This is a genomic window from Streptomyces sp. SAI-135, assembly GCF_029893805.1.
Taxonomy (GTDB): Bacteria; Actinomycetota; Actinomycetes; order Streptomycetales; family Streptomycetaceae; genus Streptomyces.
On record NZ_JARXYP010000002.1, the window covers coordinates 51,814 to 72,617 of the forward strand.

16 protein-coding genes and 1 pseudogene are annotated in these 20,804 nt (G+C 67.8%); 9 read left to right on the forward strand and 8 right to left on the reverse strand.

Annotation, left to right across the window (positions count from 1 at the left end):
- Positions 1–104: 104 nt before the first annotated feature.
- Positions 105–3,773, reverse strand: a complete 3,669-nt coding sequence (locus tag M2163_RS04995; protein ID WP_280893191.1) for a LamG domain-containing protein — start codon at positions 3,771–3,773, stop codon at positions 105–107.
- 345 nt (positions 3,774–4,118) lie between these two features.
- On the opposite strand from M2163_RS04995, the pseudogene M2163_RS05000 reads away from it, so the two are divergent.
- A pseudogene (locus M2163_RS05000) lies at positions 4,119–5,364 on the forward strand (IS256 family transposase).
- A gap of 221 nt (positions 5,365–5,585) precedes the next feature.
- Here M2163_RS05000 and M2163_RS05005 read toward each other — a convergent pair.
- Positions 5,586–5,720: a hypothetical protein gene (locus tag M2163_RS05005; RefSeq protein ID WP_348541388.1), complete on the reverse strand. Its 135-nt coding sequence runs from the start codon at positions 5,718–5,720 to the stop codon at positions 5,586–5,588.
- A 157-nt stretch (positions 5,721–5,877) separates the two neighbouring features.
- On the opposite strand from M2163_RS05005, the gene M2163_RS05010 reads away from it, so the two are divergent.
- Complete coding sequence (locus M2163_RS05010) at positions 5,878–6,621, forward strand: PIG-L family deacetylase (RefSeq protein WP_280893192.1); 744 nt, start codon at positions 5,878–5,880, stop codon at positions 6,619–6,621.
- Positions 6,622–6,687: 66 nt separating this feature from the next.
- On the opposite strand, the gene mdlC is transcribed toward M2163_RS05010, so the two are convergent.
- The 4 genes from mdlC to M2163_RS05030 are packed head-to-tail and all read right to left on the reverse strand — an operon-like array spanning position 6,688 to position 10,870.
- A complete protein-coding gene (gene mdlC, locus M2163_RS05015; RefSeq protein WP_280893193.1) occupies positions 6,688–8,310 on the reverse strand; it encodes a benzoylformate decarboxylase in 1,623 nt (540 codons plus the stop codon).
- Between the two features lie 48 nt (positions 8,311–8,358).
- Positions 8,359–8,739: a hypothetical protein gene (locus M2163_RS05020; RefSeq protein ID WP_280893194.1), complete on the reverse strand. Its 381-nt coding sequence runs from the start codon at positions 8,737–8,739 to the stop codon at positions 8,359–8,361.
- On the reverse strand, positions 8,736–9,104 hold the full coding sequence (locus tag M2163_RS05025; protein WP_280893195.1) for a nitrile hydratase: 369 nt from the start codon (positions 9,102–9,104) through the stop codon (positions 8,736–8,738). Before M2163_RS05025 ends, M2163_RS05020 begins: the two co-directional genes overlap by 4 nt.
- Positions 9,101–10,870 carry a CocE/NonD family hydrolase gene (locus M2163_RS05030; protein ID WP_280893196.1) on the reverse strand — a complete coding sequence of 590 codons (1,770 nt, stop codon included), beginning with the start codon at positions 10,868–10,870 and terminating at the stop codon, positions 9,101–9,103. Before M2163_RS05030 ends, M2163_RS05025 begins: the two co-directional genes overlap by 4 nt.
- On the opposite strand from M2163_RS05030, the gene M2163_RS46580 reads away from it, so the two are divergent.
- The 4 genes from M2163_RS46580 to M2163_RS05050 are packed head-to-tail and all read left to right on the forward strand — an operon-like array spanning position 10,784 to position 15,225.
- A complete protein-coding gene (locus M2163_RS46580; protein ID WP_348541387.1) occupies positions 10,784–11,299 on the forward strand; it encodes a hypothetical protein in 516 nt (171 codons plus the stop codon). The genes M2163_RS05030 and M2163_RS46580 overlap by 87 nt on opposite strands.
- Before the next feature lie 46 nt (positions 11,300–11,345).
- A complete protein-coding gene (locus tag M2163_RS05040) occupies positions 11,346–12,590 on the forward strand; it encodes a site-specific integrase (protein ID WP_280893198.1) in 1,245 nt (414 codons plus the stop codon).
- The gene (locus M2163_RS05045; protein WP_079031367.1) at positions 12,587–12,928 is read left to right on the forward strand and encodes a helix-turn-helix transcriptional regulator; all 342 of its coding nucleotides are present in this window, start codon (positions 12,587–12,589) and stop codon (positions 12,926–12,928) included. Before M2163_RS05040 ends, M2163_RS05045 begins: the two co-directional genes overlap by 4 nt.
- 8 nt (positions 12,929–12,936) lie before the next feature.
- Positions 12,937–15,225, forward strand: coding sequence for a hypothetical protein (locus tag M2163_RS05050; RefSeq protein ID WP_280893199.1), 2,289 nt, complete (start codon positions 12,937–12,939; stop codon positions 15,223–15,225).
- A 255-nt stretch (positions 15,226–15,480) separates the two neighbouring features.
- Here the strand turns inward: M2163_RS05050 and M2163_RS05055 are convergent, their stop codons facing one another.
- The gene (locus M2163_RS05055; protein WP_280893200.1) at positions 15,481–16,935 is read right to left on the reverse strand and encodes a DHA2 family efflux MFS transporter permease subunit; all 1,455 of its coding nucleotides are present in this window, start codon (positions 16,933–16,935) and stop codon (positions 15,481–15,483) included.
- 122 nt (positions 16,936–17,057) lie between these two features.
- Between M2163_RS05055 and M2163_RS05060 the strand changes: the two genes are divergently transcribed.
- From M2163_RS05060 to M2163_RS05070, 3 genes are all read left to right on the forward strand, one after another.
- Positions 17,058–17,534, forward strand: coding sequence for a helix-turn-helix domain-containing protein (locus M2163_RS05060; protein WP_280893201.1), 477 nt, complete (start codon positions 17,058–17,060; stop codon positions 17,532–17,534).
- 168 nt (positions 17,535–17,702) lie between these two features.
- Positions 17,703–18,659, forward strand: coding sequence for a DMT family transporter (locus tag M2163_RS05065; RefSeq protein WP_280893202.1), 957 nt, complete (start codon positions 17,703–17,705; stop codon positions 18,657–18,659).
- 10 nt (positions 18,660–18,669) lie between these two features.
- Positions 18,670–19,617, forward strand: coding sequence for a LysR family transcriptional regulator (locus M2163_RS05070; protein WP_280893203.1), 948 nt, complete (start codon positions 18,670–18,672; stop codon positions 19,615–19,617).
- Between the two features lie 293 nt (positions 19,618–19,910).
- On the opposite strand, the gene M2163_RS05075 is transcribed toward M2163_RS05070, so the two are convergent.
- Positions 19,911–20,642, reverse strand: a complete 732-nt coding sequence (locus M2163_RS05075) for a methyltransferase domain-containing protein (protein WP_280893204.1) — start codon at positions 20,640–20,642, stop codon at positions 19,911–19,913.
- Between the last annotated feature and the right edge of the window lie 162 nt (positions 20,643–20,804).

Genomic DNA, 20,804 nt, shown 5'->3' on the forward strand with positions numbered 1-20,804 from the left:
CGCCCAGGAGCGCTGTGACTCGGCGGTGCGCTGTGGACCACGCGGGAAATCCGGGCAGGGCGGGACAGGGCAGATTGTGAGGCTGGTCCTGTCCCGCCCTGCTGCTACTGCTGTTCGATGTTGAACCGGTTGGCGATCATGTCGGTGGAGGTGGCTCCGGCCCAGAGGCGGACACTGTCGATCGTTCCGGGGAAGTAGCGCGCGGGAGCACCGTTGATTTTTGCCCGGCCGATCTCAAACGCACCGCTGCCCTGCCAGGGGGCGGTGTAGGGCACGCCGTTCTCGTCGCCCATCTGGGCGCTGTCTACGTAGAGCTTGAGGCCGCCGAGCTTGGAGGTGTCGTCGTCGACGGCTGTCGCCTGGGCGTCGTAGACGACCGTCAGCATGACCGGGACGCCGAGTTGGGCCGTGGTGAGGGCATTGGATGCGCTCGTGGTCCAGGCAGCCCCGGTGCCGTCCTTGTCGGGGCGGCCGAAGGTCCATCTCCCCTGAGTGCTACCGGCCGGCTGCTCGTACCACACGCCCCAGGCGGACTGGCTCGTCCCGGACTGGCCGAACACCTGCACCGCATACGCCTTGCTGGTGTCGGCGAACTGGGCGGGGTTCAGCGTCACCCAGGCAGTCGCGGTGAACGAACCGGTGTCATCGACGACAGGGCCGGCGGCGGATGCGTAAGCGGTGGTGCCGTTGAGAGTCATGGTCTGGGTAGTGGTGACTTCTTCGCCGATGTCCGGGTCGCCGTGACTGATCTGGGTGAGTGCGGCGCCGTTAAGGGTGAGGTTGCGGGCGAAGCCGCTGGTGTCCTTCACCGTGGTGCCGGTCGCGTTCGCGACGTCTGTGGCGTCCCACTTGGCCACCAGCGCGGGGACCGGGTCGCCGGAGGTGCCGTCGGAGAGGTCCTCGTCCTCCAGCCACGCCTCGTGGGCCACCTCGCTGTCCGCGAGCGTGCGGGACCAGACCTTCACCTCGTCGATGGTTCCGGCGAAGTTGTCCTTGCTGGCCCCAGAGGCCAGGAGCCGCCCCACCTGCAGGCCGCCCGATGCCTTCCACGGAGCGACCGGGAACGGCACCGGAGTGCCCTGCGGCACGCCGTTGACGTAGAGCTGAACGGTGTTGGCTGCCGCGTCGTAGACGCCGGTCAGGTGAGTCCAAGCGTTCAGGACCGGCGGCCTGGCGCTGATCGAGCGGGTGATCGCGGGACTGGCGACATCCGTCTGGTGCCGGTTGAAGATCCAGGCGTTGTAGGCGGTGGAGTAGTACAGCTGGAATCCGGCGGCGTTAGTGCCCGCCTGGGACAGGGCGGTGTAGTTGACATCCTTTTTCGTCAGCCGTACCCAGGCGGAGACGGTGAAGGACTTGGTGGTGTCCAGCACCGGGCCGGAGGTGGCCAGGTAGGCGCTCGTGCCATTGAGCTTCGCCGCACCAATGCCGCTGCGGGCGAGCGTGTCCCAGGTGGATCCTGACGAGGTCAGCGGGTGCTGGGTGGCAGTGGTGGAGTCGGTGAGCGTGTTGTCCAGGTGCCAGATCCCGGAGGGCTGTTCGGCGCCCTTCACCAGGAAGCTGTAGTAGCCGGTCAGGGAACTGTTCTGGGCCGCGTCAAAGCCCCAGACCTGCAGGGTGTTCTCACCGGCCTGATTTGGTGTGATGGTCTGGGTGGTGGCGGTGCCCTTGGCGACAGGGATCGCAGAGGAGACCGGGCCGCTGTTCAGCTTCCACTTGTAGCTGGTGACGTCCGACTGAATACCGGCCGTGGCCAGGTCGTCGTCCCCAGGAGTGAAGGTGAACTTGCCCGGCGTTCCCACCCCGCCCGCAGCCGGGGCGGTCTCGGCCGGCCCGTAGTCCGCGCTGGTCACCACCGGAGACGGCGGCTGCTTCGTGTCAACCCGGAAGTAACACCAGGACGACCACGACGAGTCCAGTACGCCGGTAACACCCCTGTCCGTCATGTAGTAAGCCTGCGTCTTGACCCGCATCCGGTAGTTCGTCTGTTCCGGCAGCACACTGGTGGATGCACTGCGGGCGGCGTTGTCAGCCACCCAGGCCCCGTCCGGCGAAGCCGCCGCCCAGACACGGCTGGAACCATCCGCCTTCCACACCTCAAACGATGCACGCAACTGGGCCTGGCTGCCGTCCGCCGACTGCACGGTGGCCAGCATCTTCGGCGAGGAATCACTCGTGGCGAACGGCAGGCCGGAGGCGTTGCAGGCCCGCCCAGTGTTGCCCTGCTGGACGCCATAAGAGGTCGGCGTGGACGGGTAGGACACGTACGTCACCGACAGCTTGGCGTCATTGCGGAACCGCGCCCAGGCGCCCGCGTCGGACTCGTCGTGCGCGGTCAGCGAGAACGTAATCTGCGCAGCCTTGTTCGCGGCGTGCGTGGCAAGGGTCGTCGTCAGGTTTTCGTTCGGCTCTCCGTTTACGTTGTCACTGAACCGCACCCAGTTCGCCGGTTGCGACGGTTTGCACAATTCGCCCCGCCCGTAGGCCACGCTCTGGTCCCCCATCAGGTCATCCGCCGTAGGCCGGGTGGACCAGGTGGTGCTGGAGGAGATGCCCTTATTCACATGGCTCAGGTCGTAGGTGTGCGGATCACAGGTGAATGTCCACAGCTGGTACACCTCCATCGTGGCGTCCAGAATCTTCTTGCCATGGATCGAGGACAGCGGGTACTCGAAGTACATGCGCTGCGTGTATGGGGTGTTGGCGCAGAGGTAGCCGGCGTAGTTGGAGCAGCGCCCCACACCCTTGTCCCCGTCGAACTCCCAGTACTTGGTGCCGTTGGAGGCCAGGGCCGTCCAGTCGCCCAGCGCGATGCCCTTGGTGGGCGGGTCGATGTAGAGGGGGAAGACGGTGTCCTCACCGTGCAGCAGCGCCGGATCCGGCGTCATCTCCAAAGTGCTATCAGTGATTTTGAGCGGCACCTCGGCCGCAGCATCACCACTGCCCGGACCCTCCGATGAGGCCGGCTCTCCCCCGGCTGCTGGCAGCGGAACCGTGTCCGCCTCCCCTGCGGCTTCCGTCCCCGCAGATGCGGCATCGCGGACCAATTGCGTCGAGACGCCGGATGCGGCGGCTGGCGTGTCACCAGCCGAGTCCCACATCCGTCCCGCTGGACTGCCGAAAACGGGGCTGCCGTCGCCGTCGCGCGCCACGAAGCCTCCGTCTGCCGTCGGAGCGATGTCCAGGCCGCTGCCGGAGACGCTCATGCTGATGGTCGCGAGCGCCGGGTTCTTCGCAGCCTCGGCCGTCTTGACCACGAGCACTGAGGTGTAACCCGAACTCAGCGCCGTCAGCTTCAGATCGACGTCCGGGAAGACGCCGGCGTAGGTGGCGGTACTACCGTCGATCCGGGGCTCGGGCAGTGAAGTGGGCCAGCCCAAGCGCAGCTTGTGCCCCTCGTCGGCCAACGTGACCAGACCATCCGTGCTGCCGCCGCCCGAGAAAGTAACGTCGGCCGTCGTGTTCTTCGACCGCACAGACCCGTCTGCTTCACGCACCAGGGTGGTGTCGATGAGAGCCCACGTGCCGTCGTCTTTGCGGGCACGGACCGGAGCCGCGTTCATCTCCTGCGTGAACGTGCCGTCCGGGTTGGCCAAAACTTGCGACGACTCTGTCGTTGCCGTATCCACAACGACCCGCTCACCACTCTGCGCCGCCAGCGCACTGGCCTCGGACTCTGAAGTCTGATCGGTTACCGCCGCGGCAGCGCCGTCGTCGGCGAGGGCCGGAGCCGCCCCGACTCCCACCAGTGGAATCGCTCCCACCAAGAGCATGCCTGCCACTGCACCGCCGGGTATCGCCCGACGCCAACTACGCCCCCGTTTTTGCCTCAGCACGCCCCACCCGTTCCTTAAATTTTCTTTAGAGGAAGCAGTGAAGATCATGTGACGAGTGGGGTCAATGGTGTCGTGCGTCACATCGTTCTATCTTCAAACTGCTGACCGACGGCGGCGACCTTCAGATGGCGTCCCTTGAAGTGGTGTAGCTGGGCCGCGTTGCGGAACGCGCGGGTGTCTGCCCGGGGCGTACATCCGCTGGGCGTGCGTACTCCCTGAGCAAGGGCAGGCCATCGCGCAAGTCTCCTTGGTGAACGGGCAGTTCGACCGGAGGAGCACGCGATGGCCTTGTCCCAGTCTGAGCTGATGCGGCTGTTTGAGTCACTACGTCGGGCCGATGGAGTTGAAGCAATCAGGGTGGTGTGCGAGCGCATCCTGCAGGAGCTTATCGAGGCCGAGGCCACCGAGGTGATCGGTGCCGCGCCGCACGAACACGCCGAGACCCGCACGACCTGGCGCAACGGACACCGCGAACGCTTGCTGACCACGCAGGCCGGCGACCTGGACCTGAAGATCCCGAAGGTGCGCAGCGGGTCGTTCTTCCCGTCGCTGCTGGAACGCCGGCGACGGATCGACCGGGCGCTGTTCGCCGTGGTGATGGAGGCATACGTGCACGGGGTCTCGACCCGCTCGGTCGACGACCTGGTCAAAGCACTCGGTGCGGACAGCGGCATATCCAAGTCCGAGGTCTCCCGCATCTGCGGCGAACTGGACGAGGAACTGACGGCGTTCAAGGAACGGCCGCTGGATCACACCGTCTTCCCTTACGTCTTCCTGGACGCCACCTACTGCAAGGCGAGGGTGAACCACCGGATCGCTTCGCAGGCCGTGGTCATCGCGACCGGGATCTCCGCCACCGGGCACCGCGAGATCCTCGGCCTGATGGTCGGCGACAGCGAGTCGAAGCCGTTCTGGACCAAGTTCCTGCGCTCGCTGCGAGCGCGCGGCCTGGAGAACGTCCAGCTGGTCATCTCCGACAGTCACAGCGGGCTGGTGGCCGCGATCCGCACTGTCTTCCTCGGCGCGGCCTGGCAAAGGTGCCGGGTTCACTTCGTCCGGGACGTGTTCTCGGTGATCGAGAGGGGCTCTGGGGAGATGGTCGCCGCCACCATCCGCACCATCTTCGCGCAGACCACCGGCGAGCAGGTCCGCACCCAGCTGAACGTGGTCGCCGACATGCTCGGACGGCAGTTCCCGCAGGTCAAGACGATGCTGCTGGATGCGGCAACCGACATCACGGCATTCGCCGACTTCCCGCCGGCGCACTGGAAGAAGATCTGGTCGACCAACCCGCTGGAGCGGCTGAACCGGGAGATCAAACGGCGGGCCGACGTCGTCCAGGTCTTCCCCAAACCCCGCAGCCCTGGACCGGCTCGCCGCCGCGGTGCTGGCCGAACTCCACGACGAGTGGCAGGTCTTCGACCGCCGCTACCTCTCCGAAGCCTCCATGGCCGAGCTCTTCACCACCAAGCCAACCGAAGCCGAACCACAGATCACCCCACAACCGGAACCGAAACAGCTGCCGTGACTACACCACCCCGCCGGACATGACCGAAGGGTCGATGGAGCATGTCTACCTGAACACGCTCCAAGAAACGGCCCTGCCCTGCGTGACACCACCCCAGAGACGCGCGTACTGAGGCCACGGCACGGGCTGCATACCGGGGTCTGGTCTGTGGTCGGATGCACACACGCCAAAGGCAACGCCTGCCGACCCGCGGACGCAGAACATGGCACGGATAAGACGGATCAGGGGCTGCGTGACCGGCGCGCGGCCGCCTTCTTCGTAGTCTCCTTCCTCTTCGGCATCTCGTGGACTTCGGCGTCGGGGTCTTCGCCCCGGGAGGCCTTGGCCTGCTGGACAGACTCGGTCAGGGCGGCCATGAGATCGAGGACCTTGCCCGCTTGTTCCGGCGCCGGGGACCGCCGGAGGTGGGCCCGTACTCCTCGGCACGCCAGCACAGCGATAGCCTGTCGGCCCGTCAATCTGGGGAGCCTGCCGTGTTGTTCAGCCATTTGGGTAGGGGGTCAAACGACCGTCGTGCTAACGGCGCATCCCGACGACGAGGTGTTCGCTCATTGTGCGGCGATCGCCATGCTGAGCCAGCAGGGAAGCCGCGTCGTCCTGCGCACCGCTTCGGGCGGCGAGGCCGCTGAGAATGACGTCACTTCCAGCGCTGAGGCACGTAGACGCCGATCCGCGCGGCTGGATGCGGCATGCACCACGCTCGGCGTCAGCGAGTGGAACTGGCTGGCCGAAGGCCGATGGACAGATACCGCAGGGCGGCCAACGACCGGTTCACTGACCACCGCATCGGTCGCAGACCTGGCCGAAGTCATTGCTGACCAGATCCAGACGATCATTCCTGATGTCGTACTCACAGTGGGGCCAGACGGGCTCACCGGCCATCCCGACCACATCCTGATTCACCGGGCTGTCACCAGCGCGGCAGCATCGTGCGATGTCCCGGTCTACGGCTCCTACCTTCTCCCGGCCGACATCGCACAGGGCCGTGATCTCCTGGCCACGATCCTTCCGGGTGAACGCATGGGATCAGGACGCATGACAGGCCGCGAAGACCCCGCTCCCGCCACATCGGCCGCCCCTGCTCGCGCAGCCGAGGCCAGGCGCGCGGCCCTGGATGAGTATGCGAACGGGCTGGGGACCTTAGCGCTCAAGAACCTGGTCCGTGTGTTTCCAGGCCGTGGCGACTCGCTTCTGCTCCGCGCGGTTCTGGACGCCATCGGATGGCAGACCGAGCGCTATACCTGCCCGGTGACTTGATCTTGGGCGCGCTCATCCAGGCTATGGATCGTCGGAAACTGACGGCGGTTAACGCTAGACCGGTGATCATGGGATAGGGGCAGGTCGTGGGCGGGACTGCCGCAGCTCGGCGGTCAGTGGCTGCTGGGGTACCTCGATCAGGTGCGGCTCGTCCGTGGCGAGCGCGGCTGTCACTGCCGCTGTCAGTGCGGCGAGTGTGTCGATGCGGGTGGCGGAAATGCCGTATGCCGAGGCGATGCCGGTGATGTCGATGCCGGGCAGTTCGAGGCCCGGCACGCCGGGCGCCTGCATGATCTGGGTGAATTTCTTGAGCGCCCCGTACTCGCCGTTGCAGGCGACGACGAAGACCACGGGGACGCGGTATCGGGCTGCCGTCCACAGCGCACTGACTGTGTAATGCAGGGCGCCGTCACCGAGCATGGCCAGTACGCGACGCGAGGGATCGCCCAGTTGGAGGCCGATGGCTGCCGGCAGGCCCCATCCAAGACCTCCGGAAGCCGGAAAGTACAAGCTTCCCGGTCGTGAGATGTCGAAGCGGTCCCATGTGGTGTCGACCGATGTCCATTCGTGGGCGAGAACGGTGTTCTCGTCCTTGGCCACGTCGAGGGCGTCGACGATCGCCTCCGCGCTGAATGCCGGGCCGGCCTCGTTCAGGCGGCTGGTTCGTTCGAGTGGTGGGGGCGGCGGTCGGTGGCGGGCGGGGACGGTCTCTGCGAGGCGGGCCAGGGCGTCGGAGGGGTTGCCGACCAGGATCTGGCCGAATGGTGCTCGGGTGGCTTCGTCGGGATCCGAGGTCACAGCCCACAGCTCGGTGCCCGGAGGCAGGTAGTCACCTTCCTCGAACGCGTGGTACCGGAAGATCGCCGCGCCGAAGGCGACCACGAGATCGTGTCCGTCGAGGTGGCGTGCGACCCCGGGGATGTCCGAGGGCAGGACACCGCGATAGCCGGGGTGCCGGGTGGGGAACGGGCAGCGGGACGGGCTCGGCGCCACGAACACGGGAAGGGCGAGCCTGTCGGCGAGCCGACAGGCTCCGTCCCATCCGGTGGCGTCGTCGATACCGGGGCCGACGACCATGACCGGGTTGGCCGCGCCGGCGAGCCGGCGGCGTAGGAGGTCGAGGGCAGGTTCGGAGACGACCGGGTCGCCTTGCACGGTGTGGGCCTTGAGGTGCTTCAGTGTGTCGGGATCCGCCTGGTGGTCCCAGTCGTCCAGGGGCAGCGAGAGGTAGACGGGGCCGGTGGGGGCGGATCCTGCCAGCAGGATGCCCTGCGAGAGCGCCTGGGGTACGTCCTCGGGGCGCAGGGGTTCGCAGCTCCATTTCACAAGCGGGTCGGCCAGTGCCGTGGCGTCGACGTTGGTGAGGAGCGCGTTCAGGGCGGCGTAGCGTCGGGCCTGCTGTCCGGACGTGACGACCACGGGAACGTGGCCGGACTGGGTGTTGGTCAAGTTCCCCATGGCGTTGCCGGTGCCGGCCGCGGCATGCAGGTTGACCAATGAGGGCCTGCCAGTCGCCAGGGCGTAGCCGTCCGCCATCGCGATTGCCGCGCCCTCGTGCAGCGCGAGGACGTAGCGGAAGTCGTCGGGGAAGTCACGCAGCAGCGGCAGCTCGTTCGAGCCGGGATTGCCGAAGACGGTGGTGATGCCGTGGCTCCGGAGCACCTCGAAAAACGCGTCGCGTACCTTCACGCCACTTTCCTCTCCCACGGTACGGAGCACAGTGCGTGCCCGGCACGATCAGCTGCCCGGGGTGGAACTGTCGGCGTCATCGGCGCCGTCCCCTCCCGCCCAGAGCGCTCGCATGTCCCGCAGCACCCAGGTGAGTGCCTCGTCGGGGATCAGGTAGCCGCCGATGCCGCTGCTGTGCAGCATGTCGTAGATCCGTCCGGAGACGTCGGCCAGTCGGGCGGCCGGGTCGACACCCGGCCCGGGGGGAGCCGGGATGACCGCGGTGATCGTGTCCGCCCGTTGCTCGATGACCTCGATGCGGTACGCGCCGTCGACAACGGAGCCGAAGTAGGCGGCGAGCGCCGCCTTGGGGTCGGCCAGTAGCGCTGCCCTCATCGCCGGGTTGGTGCTGAGCAGCCGGTAGTGCTCGGTGAAACGATCGGCGCTCATCGGCCCTCCCCGCCACCACGATTGCGGTACTGCTCGCGCATCTCCAGCAGTGCCGTCTTCGCCTCCTGCGGCAGGATCCAGACGAACTGGTCGCCGCTGCGCCACAAGTCCATCTGGTTCACGACGTTCTCGCCGCCGACGTCGTCGGAGGACACGGGCGGGATGACGAGGTACAGCGTGTCCGGACGCTGGAGTCGCACGTCGAACCGCAGGACGGGCGGTACGTCGATGTTGAGCCGGGTCAACGCCGCGCCGGGGTCCTCGGTCAGTGCGGGATCGCTCCAGGCGAGCATGGTCAGGGCTTGCTCAAGATCGAGGCCGGCCGGACCGTCGGATCCGGCATTCGCATCGGGTGCATCTCTCACGTGCTCACGCCCGCTTCTGGGGTGTGTCGGTCGGGCTGCCCGGCCACGGACAGCACGAGCCTCGACGACGAATGGACGGTGTTCCGGCTGCTCGTGCCGACGGGCGCGTGGCGGAACCCCATGATGGCGGGGGTGCTGCGGTCCTGGTCGTCGCTGGTGACCACGAGCCGGATGCGATGCCCGGTGGCGAACCTCCGAGCGTTGGTGACGAGCGGGATCCGATACGTGGTGACCAGACCCGGGACGACGCTCTTGGGCTCGCGACAAGGGAGTTCGAGCGGCCTGGCCGAGTCGGCGTCAGGATCGGTCCGGCGCAGACTGGCCCGGAGCCATCCGGCGGTGACGTCGACAGCGGTGTCGTCGGGCGCCAGGTCCTGGAGGGTGACGACCCAGGCCGTGTCGGTGGCGGTGGCGGCGGCGTGGAGCTCGACCTCGAAGTCGCCGGCGGCGTCGAGCGCCTCGGTCAGCGGCTCGCTGGTCCATGCCAGCTGGGTGGGAGGGTCGGCGTCGCTCGACCGCGATCGATCGAGTCCCGCGCCGAGCACCATGAACGAACGCTCGCCCGGACTGTCCTGTTCGTCGCCGAGCGTGCCGTCGGCACGCAGGCTCCATTCACGTTGCTCAGCGCCCTCGGGGGGCCAGGTATCGCTTGTGCGCCACTCGTCGGCGCCGGGCATCCAGTACCGGATCGCGGGGCCGTCGAGGATGCCCGTGTCGCGATTCTTCAGCCAGTGGTCGAACCAGGCGAGTGCCTCGATGTGGAGGCTCTCCCACGGCCATGTAAGTCCGAACTCGCCGAGCATCGCGACCCGGACGACCGGAGCGCCGGTCAGCGCCCGCATGGCGCGGAACGTGGAAGGGAGATGGAGCGGGACGTTCTGCCAGTCGCAGCCGAGATAGGTGGGGACCTCGACTCGGTCGAGGAGCGGCAGGAGGTTTCGTTCGTCCCACCACTCGTCACGCAGCGGGTGCTCGACCGCCATGGCGCGCCACAAGTCGTCCCACGGGTGCGGATCGTGGTGGAGCTTGAGCGCGGCACGCAGGAGCGTGACCGACGACTCGCCGTTCATCGTGGCGAACTTCTTGTGCAGCGGCGCCGCACGCAGAACGTCTCGGGCCGCATCGATCAGCCGGTTGCGCCAGAATCGGTCGCTGCGGGCCGAGGTGAGCCCCACCATGGCGAGAAAGGGCGTCACGAAGCTGGAGCTGAACAGCCCGTGGTGCATCGCCGCTTCGTACAGGTCGGCGGTGACAGCCACTGGGAAGATCGCCCGCAGGTGCGCGGGGCGCTCGACGGCCGCCTCCAACTGGGCCATGGCGAAGTAGCTGATGCCGATCATTCCGACCCTGCCGTCGCACCACGGCTGCTCCGCAGCCCACTCGACCAGGTCGTGCAGGTCACGACGCTCCTGAGCGTCGAAGAACCCGAACGTCCCCCCGGATCCCCCAGTCCCCCGCAGGTTGGCGATCACGTGCACGTAGCCGCGCGGCACCCAGAAATCGGACGCACCGGCCTCGATGAAGCCCATCGGCGTGCCCAGGTCCTGGATCTGACGCGGATACGGTGATGCCGCGATCAGTACAGGAAACCGGCCGTCGCTGTCCGGTCGATGCACGTCGGCCAGCAACTCCATACCATCGCGCATCCCCACGGTGACGTCCCGGTCGCACCGCATGGCGTGTACCGGCTCCGACAGATTCCGGTACTCGCGGCCCGTCGTCTGCGGACCGTTCAGGCGGCGCTGACCCGCTTCGACTCCTGCCACCCTGGACACGCGCTTCCTTCCCTGTGCGGTCGATGCGGTGAGGGCACCCGGCCGAGACTAGCAGGGCATATCGGGCGATTCTCGCATCTCGGCCTTGGGGGCCATGGGGCAGTCAGTATCGGCGATCATGAGACACATCAAAGTCTGGAGAAGGACGGGTTCCGGGCTCTCATGTCCGTGGACCAGGGCCAGGTGGTGCTGCGTTCGAGGCGCGGCACGCAGATGGCTGCCGCGTTCCCGGAGGTCGTGTCCGGGGCCGGGCAACTACCCGATGCGACCGCGTTCGACGGCGAGTTGGTGGTGTGGGAGAACGGCCGCCTCGCGTTCGAGCGGCTGCAGGACCGGCTGCACCGCCGCGGCGCCGGCGCTCTCCGGGCGGCGGAGGTGCGGCCGGCGCACTTCGTAACTGGAGTACGCGCGGGTTCGTAGTCGATCGCTGCGTGCGATCTCTTACATGTCGACAGGTCCGAGACCCGTGTTCGACATGTCCCTGAGTCGGTGGAGTTTCCGCAGAAACTCGCAGAATCTGCAAGCGTGGTTCGTAATCTGCGTGTTCGTGGATGAATACCGAACTCGTCGCACCGCGCTGGAGCCAAGGCCGGCGGAGGAGCTCGGCGGCGCTGGGTTGGCGGACGTCTTTCAGCTGCACCGCCGCCGCGGCGAGCGGGACGGCCTGTCGGAGCGTGACTACTTCTTCGACACCCTCGCTGAGTACCAGTGGGCACGCGACGCGGCGGGTCTGATGCCGGAAACGGTCGACAAGCTCGTGAAACCTGTGATCGAGATCTGTGAGTACCTGGATCTGGCTCCATGGCGCCTGCAACCACGAGACCTCGACCGCTACTTCGCCGGACCGGGCAAGCGGGCCCGCTCCACCGTTCGCACCAAGATCAACCTTATTGACGGGTACTTCGCGTTCCTTGAGCAACGGTACGCGGGTGAGATCAACCGTCGTTTCGGTGTAGTCGTGGAGTCGCCGATCGATCCGTTCAATCGGCCCCGCCACCGGGGTGACTTCGGTCTGCGGGTGCCGCCGTCGCAGCAGGCTATGCGGGAGTTCTTCGCTGCGTGGCGGCGTGCTCTGCCACAGGCACGCAAGGAGGCGGTCGCGTGCCGTGACTACGTCATGGCGAAGATCGCCTACTTGTCGGGCGTGCGAGCGGCTGAGCTGTGCGGTGTGTGTATGCGCGATGTTCACTGGGAGTCGGGCCAGTGGGGCCGCTTCCTCGTTCATGGCAAGGGGGCTCGGGGGTCGGGGCCGCGGCAGCGTGAGGCGTTCTTGTTCGAGCAGGGGCGGGAGCTGCTCTGGTGGTACGTGGAGGAGGTGCGCGGATTGTTCCGGGACGATCCTGAGCATCCATCGGCGCCGTTGTTTCCGTCCGAACGCTTGCCCGTGGCTGTCGCGGCGCTGAACATGCCAGTCGCGCCGAAGATGGTCCCCTCGACGTTCAGGCGGGCGCTGCGGGCAGCGTCGTTGGCGCATCTCCCGGGCCCGGTGGCGGAGCTGTTCCCTCATCTCCTGCGTCATGCGTGCGCGACTCACAACTACGAGCGGGGGATGTCCCTGTGGGAGGTGCAGCGATTGCTGGGGCACTGGTGGAGTACGACCACGGTCCGATACCTCCTGACCGCGCAGGGCGATCCGGAGCAGGCGGCGCGGCGGGCTTCAGCCGAACGGGCCGGGCAGCGGCTGGTGGCGGACACGGGGAGCCTTCGATGAAGTGGAATCTGCGCTGGGTGGCGGCGCGACAGGACATCTGGCGGCCGACCGACTTGCTGGCGGCGTTTCGGCGAGTGGGCTTCAATCCGTCGTTAAGCAAGGTGTCCGCACTGTGGGGCGGCACCCCAGTGACCGTGCGGCTCGAGGACCTGGACCTGATCTGCCAGGCGCTGGGATGTACCGTGGCCGATCTCCTGGAAGCCGAGCCGGCCGCGACCGCGGCGGATCAAGGTGAGAGCCGGGCGGTCGCAGGTGGTGAAAGGGCTCCGGACCCGGTACGGCCAGTGCGGCCGGTGCCGCGAGGCGATGGCCCACGGCGCCTGCAGCCCCCGAACTGAGCCGCGCGTTGGAGCGGATCAGGCAGTGCGAGGACTGCCTGGCGGTGGCGCCGGGACAACCCCGGCGCAGCTGGCGATGCAGAGGGTGCCAGCAGTGGGATCACCAGTACTCCCAGCGCGGACTGTGCCCCCGGTGTCGGTACCAGCAGCACCTGGGCCGAGACGGGCTCTGCCGCGGGTGCCAGCTGGCGCTACACGCCGAACGGGCGGCAGGCAACGTGTCCTGCTTTCCGGCTGCGACGCAGCTTCGGCTGCTGATTCCCGGCGTGGCGGACGGAGCCTGGCGCCTTGGCAAGCCGCCCACAGCGCGGCCTGCGGAGCCCCGACGCCGTGTGCTGCCTGCGACGATGCCGGGCCAGCAAATCCTGTTCCCGGTGCATCGTCGGCTGGGGGCACCGGAACTGCTCGACCTTGCAGAGAGACACTGGCCAGAGGAGGAGGCGCTGAAGCAGTACACATTGGTCCTGGCCCGGCAGCGCGGCCTGGGCCGGGCATGGTGCAGCCAGGTAGGGCGGCGGCTACGGCTGGCCCTGGCCGTGCGGGATGCCGAGGGCGAGAGACAGGTCTCCCGCGAGATCCTCGACCAAGGCCGCGGGATGCAGTTCGGCGCGGCTGCCGCACAGAAGGTCCTGGAGCAGGCAGGCCTGTGGCGGGGGCCGACGCAGATGACCGACCAGATGCGTCAGCACAGGATTCGAGTGCCCGCCGGCACCGTGACAGGCTGCGCGCACTGCGGCAGCTGGGGCATCACCACTCGCCTGTGCACCGCGTGCGCGAACTACCGTGCGAAACGGCCGATAGGGCGGTGCACCCGATGCGGACGCGACGGCCTCCCCTTGCATGTGAAGACGAGCCTGTGCCGGGGCTGTCTGGCATTCGTGCGGAACGTGCCCCAGCCGTACGGGACCTTCACTCAACTCACCTTCGCCGGAGCACTTGCCCACCGGGTAGTCGGCAAGGGAACACAGCCGTACCCGGCACCCGCTCAGGAGCACGACCACGCCGCCTCGCTGTTCGCTTGCGTTCCGGTGGTCCCTGGGCAGACCGCCCTGCTGACGGCCCCGCGTGACTGGAGGGCCGTTCACACTGTCCCCCACCGCCTGCTGCCCCCGCTCAGCAACGAAGCACAGGCACTGGTGGAACAGTTCTCTGCCTGCCTTCCCGTCACAGCCGGCCGTCAGCCGAACCACGTTTACTCCATCCAGATGCTGCACCGCCTCCTGGCGTACACGGGTGTGGAGGAGCCCGTCCCGGAGCGGGACGTGTGCGCGCTCGCGAGGCTGGAGCCGAACGCCTCTCTGCACCGGATCGTGTTCTTCCTGCATGAGCGTGGACTGCTCGAACCCGACCACGACCGCAATATGGCCACCAGCCCTTCACTCGCCCGCCTGGACGCCGCCCGCACAGACGCCGGGCACCGCCAGGCCATCGAAGTCAAGCTCCGACAACTTTCTGACGCCATGGCCGACCAGATGCGGACCTGGGTCGCCGTCCGCCGCGGGGAGGGGCGTCGCCCTCACCCGCCCGTCAACTACACGCGTATCCGACGCGACCTCAACGTCGTTCTCCCCGTCCTGAACCTCTGGAGCCAGGACGGGCTGGATCTCCGGGAGATCACCACCGCGCACGTGACCTCCGCCCTCGGTGACCGGCAGGGACACCAGGCACGCGGCGTCCATCACGTCCTGCTCAGCGTCTTCCGCGCCCTCAAACAGGAACGTGCCGTCTTCACCAACCCGCTCGCCGGGCTCTCCCTCACCACCCCCGTTCGACTTCCTGAACCACTGCCCAGCGACCGGCTACGTGGCCTGCTGGATCGGGTGGACAGTGCGATGGGGCGACTGGCCGTCGGCCTGGTCGCTGTCCACGCCATCAAGGTCACCGACATTGCTCGACTGCGCATGAACGCGCCCGACCTTGCCCGCGCAAGCCTCAGAGTCGACTTGCGCGGCCAGTTGCACACGGTCTATCTCGACACGCTGACCCTCCGCCTCCTGGACGAGTGGCTCCAGGAACGTCACGACCAGTGGCCCGCATCACCCAACCCGCACCTGCTGGTGACAACGCACTCAGCGCACCACCCCGCCCTCCCGTCCGTCAGCTACTGCGCGCTGCGGCGCGCGTTCGACCAAGCCGGAATCACCCCGCGCCAGATGTGGAGCGACCGTGTACTGGACGAGGCCCGACAAACCGCCGACCCGGTACACCTGGTGCACCTGTTCGGCATCCATCCCGGCACCGCCGTCCGCTACGTCCACACCGCGCACCCTGACAAGGCGTTGCCCCGCATCCGCTGAGCCGGATGGTGCTGTCCATGCGTCTGCAACCCCGCCCTGCTTTGGGTGCGGATCTTGGTGAAGCTCGGCGCTTTGGGTCGACAGCACCCGCCGCAGAGCAGCCAAGTTGCGCCCACAGCGCCGGGGCTGACCTTGATGAGTTGGGGATGCGCTGGTGAACACCACCGGCCCTCTTGGGCCTTCTCGTAGCGGCGCGTGGCAGACATTGCGAGCCGTCGGCCTCGTGCCGCGTTGCTTGAGGTGGCTGGAGCAGTGTCAGCGCGCGTCGATCGGCGCCGCCTGTGCACCGGCCGGGCCGGTTGCCCCCTGTGGCCTCGCCTGATCGCGGGCGCTTCGGGTCAGCCGCAGTCCGATCAGGGTGCAGACCAGGCCGAGGGCGGCGGCCAGCACCCAGGCCGCTTGGAAGTGCTGGCGCTGGGCCGGGCCCACCTGCGCGCCGAGGATGGCAACCAGGACGGCGATGCCCACGGTGGCGGACATCTGGCGTACGGAATTGACCAGGGCGGACCCGGTGGCGGAGCGGTGCGGAGGCAGGGAACTGACGCCCGCAGCCATCAGGGTGCCGAGCGTGAGTCCCACGCCCACACCGCTGAGGACTTGACTGGGCAGCAGATCAACCCAGTAGTTGGGGGCGAGGGACGCGAAGCAGGCCCGCCAGACCATCGCTGCGGCGAACAGCAGGCCACCGACGGCGATCAGCGGCCCGTGGCCGAGGCGCTGCGCGGCACGAGCGGTGAGCAGCGTGACGATTGGGACCAGGGCCGGCCCGGGCACCATGGCAACGCCGGTGCGCAGCGCGCTCCAGTGCCAGACCTCCTGGCACCACAGCACGTTGGACAGCAGCATGATGGCGAAGGCCACGCCGAAGACGAAGGTCCCGATGTTCGCGGTGCCGAATCGGGGCAGCCTCAACAGGTGCAGCTCGAACAGCGGGTGGCTGTGACGCAGTGAGCGGATGGTGAAGGCGATCGCGGTGACCAGCGCGACCGCGAACAGCACGAGAGTCCTGGCGTTCAGCCATCCCCAGTCCGGGGCCTGCACGAGAGCTCCGGAGAGGGCTGCCACAGCGACGGTGACGAGCAGCGCGCCGAGCATGTCGGGCAGGCGGCCCTCTTCCCGGCGGGTCGTACGGGGCAGGACGCGAAGGCCGGCCACGACGGTGGCGATGCCGATGGGTACGTTGATCACGAAGACCCAGCGCCAGTCGACCTGGACCAGCAGGCCGCCGGCGACGGGGCCCGCGGCGGCAGCCAGTCCTCCGACTGCCGCCCAGTTGCGGGTGGCGCGCGTGCGGCTCTCGGCGGGCACGGTCGCCAGGAGAAGGGCGAGCGAGGTGGGCAGTTGGGCTGCGGCCCCCACCGCTTGCAGGGCCCGTGCCGCCACGAGCGTCCATAGGTCGGGGGCCAGGGCGCAGGCGAGCGAGGCGAGGGTGAAGAGGGACACCCCGGCGAGGAACACCGGCCGCTGCCCTATCCGGTCGCCGGTACGGCCCGCGACCACCAGGAGGGCCGCCAAGGCGATGGCGTAGGCGTTGAGTACCCAGGACAGGGAGTTGAGCGTCGCGCCCTGCCCATGGGGCGACGCGAAGGCTGCGCCCATCGCGGGCAGCGCCACGTTGACGATCCACAGATCCAGGTTCGTCATGAAGACCGCGAGCAGGATCACCAGCGAGGCAACACGCTGCTTTGAAAACCAAACCTTCCATGTCATGGGATCAGAGAAGCACGATGTGATTTGATATTCAAACCATGTTCCCCGCGGGGTGGCGGGAGCCGGGCGAGGCCTGACCCTGTAGCTTTGAAATTCAAAGCGCGTAATGGATACTGGTCAGGGTGACGACACAACGCATTGATCCCGGAGAAGTACCCGGGCGGCCCTGTTCGATCGCCGCCGCCTTGCAGGTGGTGGGCGATCGGTGGGCCCTGCTCGCCATCCGCGAGGTCACGTTCGGCAACCACCGTTTCCGTCAGATCGCCAGGAACACCGGCGCCCCGACCGACCGCCTGTCCGCTCGCCTGAAGGGACTGGTCGCGGCCGGCGTCATGGAGCGACGCCCGCTGCCCGACGAACCTCGCCACGAGGGCTACTACCTCACTGAGGCCGGTCGCGACCTGGTCGGCACCTTGCGCGAACTGCTCCGCTGGGGAGATCGCTGGATTGCGACGTCTCCCCCTCTGCGGCTACGGCACCACGATCACCAGTACACCCAGCACGCCGTATGCGATCGCTGCGGCGAAACGGCCGAGCCGGGAGAGCTCCACCTCGAAGTGGTCGCGGACGGCTGGACACTGGAAGGCCCGGTGGAGTAAGGCCTTACGGCCGCCCTCCCGTGAGCCGGACGCAGACATTTCCAAAGGTCAGCGCGATGCGTAAGGGAAATTATGCGCTTCGCCAATTTATACTAAATGGATCTTTTGCCCGCAGGGTGTCACGTTGAAGGGGTGAGAACACGAGCTGCGTCCCCCCAGTTTCTTGCTTTGGTCGGCACTGTCGTGCTGTGGGCCTGCGCCTTCCCTGCCATCCGCGTGGGCGTGGACGGACTCGGCGTGGCCGCGTTGTCCTTCCTGCGGCTGGCGGTCGCTGCCGTGGCGCTGCTTGCCATGTCCCCGTTCGCAGGCGTGCGCCTGCCCCGTCGGCGGGATCTCCCGCTGATCGCGTTGTGCGGCTTGACCGGTATGACCGCCTACCAGGTCCTTCTCAACTGGGGAGAGGTGCACGTCGCCGCCGGCACAGCCAGCCTCCTGATCGCGATCGCACCTGTGTTCAGTGTGCTTTTGGCCAGTGCGTTCCTGTCCGAGTCCCTGACCCGGAACGTCGTCGTCGGGAGTCTGATCGCCATCGCGGGCACCGCGGTCGTCACCTTGGCCAAGGGGTTCTCCGGCTTCAGCGCGGCCTCGCTTGTGGTGCTGGCCGCGGCCGTCGTCCAAGGCGTGTACCACTTCGCCAGCAAGCCGCTGCTGAAGCGTTACAGCGGGCTGGAGGTGGCCACCTATGCGATGGCCGCAGGCACCGTCTTCGCCCTGCCACTCGCTCCCGAGGCCGCGAAGGCAACGGTTGGCGCCCCGGCAGGCGCCGTGTGGGCAGCGGTTTTCCTGGGCCTGCTTCCTTCTGCGCTCGGATTCGTCATCTGGGGGTACGCGGTTGCCCGGCTGCCCATGGCAGCCTCCACCGCGGCCCTGTATCTGGTACCGCCTGTGGCCTTGGTGGTCTCCTTCGTCTGGCTGGGAGAGAAGCCTCTCCCCCTCGAACTGGCTGGAGGAGCGATCAGCGTGGCGGGCGTCGTCCTGATCAACCACCGCACGGCCAAAAAGCCCGGGCCGGCCGCGCCTGCATCAGGATCACTCGCGGCCGACCCCACCCGTGGCGGCGCGATCAAGCCTGCGAGCCGTGAGCCGGTTGCACTCGACGCCCGCGCAACACGGCAACGCCACTGAAGAGGTCTCCATGCTTGATGTACGACGGCTGCGCATGCTGCAGCACCTGGCCGCATACGGGACGATCGCCGCCACGGCCGACGCGCTGCACCTGACCGGCCCGGCTGTGTCGCAGCAGCTGGCTGTCCTGGAGCGCGAGGCCGGCGTGCCGGTGGTCGAAAAGCGTGGACGCAGGCTGTGCCTGACCCCTGCCGGTGAACTCCTGGTGGCGCACGCGGAGGTGATCCTCGGCGACCTCGCCGCCGCGGAGTCAGATCTGGCCGCCCTGCGGGGCGGGCATCACGGGGTGCTGCGCGTGACTGCCTTCGCTTCTGTCGCGCGCACACTGCTGCCCCGCGTGTACCAGTTGCTCGCCCGGCCCGTGGGCGAGACAGCGCCCAGGCTCACGGTCCGGCTCGACGAGCAGGAACCAGACCAGGCGCTGGAGGCGCTGCAAAAGCACCGGGCCGACGTGGTCGTGGCTCACAGTTATACGGTGCTGCCCCGCAATTTCCCGCAGAACAGTCGCCAGGACGTTCTCATGGAAGATCCTGTGCTGCTGTGCCTGCACCCGGACCGCGCCCGCAGTCTCGGGCTGTCCCCCGGGCAGCCGGCGGACCTGGCCCGGCTCGCTGACGCCCCGTGGCTCACCCCCAGTCCTGAGGTTTCCTGTTACGAGATGATCCAGCGGACCTGCGGGACGGCGGGCTTCGTCCCCGACATCCGGGTCCGCAGCAGCGACTTCGCGGTACTGGTGGCTCTTGTCGCCGCGGACGCCGGCGTCGCACTGGCTCCCCGTCTGGCCATCCCCGAATCTCACGACGGGGTCAGCCTGCATCCCCTGCTCGCGCCGGTCACCCGCACCATCTGCACCGTCGTCCGTTCCGGCAGTACCAGTAATCCTGACGTGCATCTGTTCCGTTCGCTTCTCGAACAGGCAGTTGCTCAGCACGAACCCACCCAGCGGGACCAGATCTGACAGCGTGCTCGAGAACAGCGCGGTTGGACGGCTTGGCCCAGTGGGCTCTGTGCCCTGAAACCTGCCTCCTGTGCAGCCGCAGGACTGCAGAGCATGCCGTTGCGGGCCGGCCGGACGGGCATCCAACGGGCACGCGACCGGACTGCCCCGGCGCCGCTGCTGGTCGGTGTCAGCGCATATCGGAAGGTCTGACTCGGTCGGGCGCCGTGGTTCTCCCGCCTGCACGTCGAGGTGGTTTTGTGTTCCGTCGCGTGTCTTCCGCCTCCCCTCCGCTGCCAGATCGGGGTGAGGGTTCAGCTCGGCTTGCGGGCCGTCAGCAGGTTGGAGACGAAAGGAACCTTGAATCCTTCGGGAGTCTGGTAGGCACTGAGGCTGTCGGTGATGGCTTGGGCGATCACCGGGATCGTGTCGGGGGCCCTGCTCGCGATCTCCGCGCCGAAGGGCAGGGCTGTGAGGTGTGCGGCGGCGAACGCCGGCAGGGCAGGCAGCACAACGTCGGCGGTGATTTCCTCGGCCGCCAGGTGCACGAGGCCCGCGGCTGTCGCCGCCTGGAGAAACCGCTGCTTGGTCAGGGCGAACGCCGCAGGCGGCGCGGAGTCGTCGGTGTGTCCAGGGTCGGCGGCCCGCGCCGCCTGGCCCTGCGCCTCATGGTAGGGAGACCGACCGCGCGGCGCCCACGCCGTGGCGGCAAGGCGCCCGCCCGGGCGCAGCACTCGACCGATCTCGGTCAGTGCAGCGCACAGGTCGGGGAAGAACTGAAGACCCTGCTGGCACACCACCACATCGAACTCCGCGTCGGCGAACGGCATCGCGTCGGCGGGCGCGCGCACCAGCGTGGTCGGCGGGACAAGACGGCGTGCGGCGACATCGAGCATGGCCTGGTTGACGTCCACTCCGACCACCCGGCCGGATGCTCCGGCCCGCTCGGCCGCGGCAAAGGTCAAGTAGCCAGTGCCGCACGCCAGGTCGAGGACCGCGTCGCCTTCGCCGACTTCACTCGCCAGAGCCGCCACGAACGGTGCCATCAGAGGCAGGGAGTGGGCGTCGTACCTCTCCGCAGCATCCCCGTCCAACTGAAACTGCAGCCCTGGCTTCATTGAGGTTCCTCAGCTCTTCGGTGTGTGCGGTCGTCGATGCCGATCGCGAATGGTGAGGCCGGCCGGTGCCAGTCGGTCGCCGCTGTATGT

What these genes read in the sequence shown, in the direction of transcription:
- M2163_RS05055 (WP_280893200.1), bottom strand. Translation starts at nt 16,935, where the DNA reads ATGACATGGAAGGTTTGGTTTTCAAAGCAGCGTGTTGCCTCGCTGGTG.
- M2163_RS05045 (WP_079031367.1), top strand. Translation starts at nt 12,587, where the DNA reads ATGAAGTGGAATCTGCGCTGGGTGGCGGCGCGACAGGACATCTGGCGG.
- M2163_RS05070 (WP_280893203.1), top strand. Translation starts at nt 18,670, where the DNA reads ATGCTTGATGTACGACGGCTGCGCATGCTGCAGCACCTGGCCGCATAC.
- M2163_RS05005 (WP_348541388.1), bottom strand. Translation starts at nt 5,720, where the DNA reads ATGGCCGCCCTGACCGAGTCTGTCCAGCAGGCCAAGGCCTCCCGGGGC.
- M2163_RS05075 (WP_280893204.1), bottom strand. Translation starts at nt 20,642, where the DNA reads ATGGCACCGTTCGTGGCGGCTCTGGCGAGTGAAGTCGGCGAAGGCGAC.
- M2163_RS05020 (WP_280893194.1), bottom strand. Translation starts at nt 8,739, where the DNA reads ATGAGCGCCGATCGTTTCACCGAGCACTACCGGCTGCTCAGCACCAAC.
- M2163_RS04995 (WP_280893191.1), bottom strand. Translation starts at nt 3,773, where the DNA reads ATGCTCTTGGTGGGAGCGATTCCACTGGTGGGAGTCGGGGCGGCTCCG.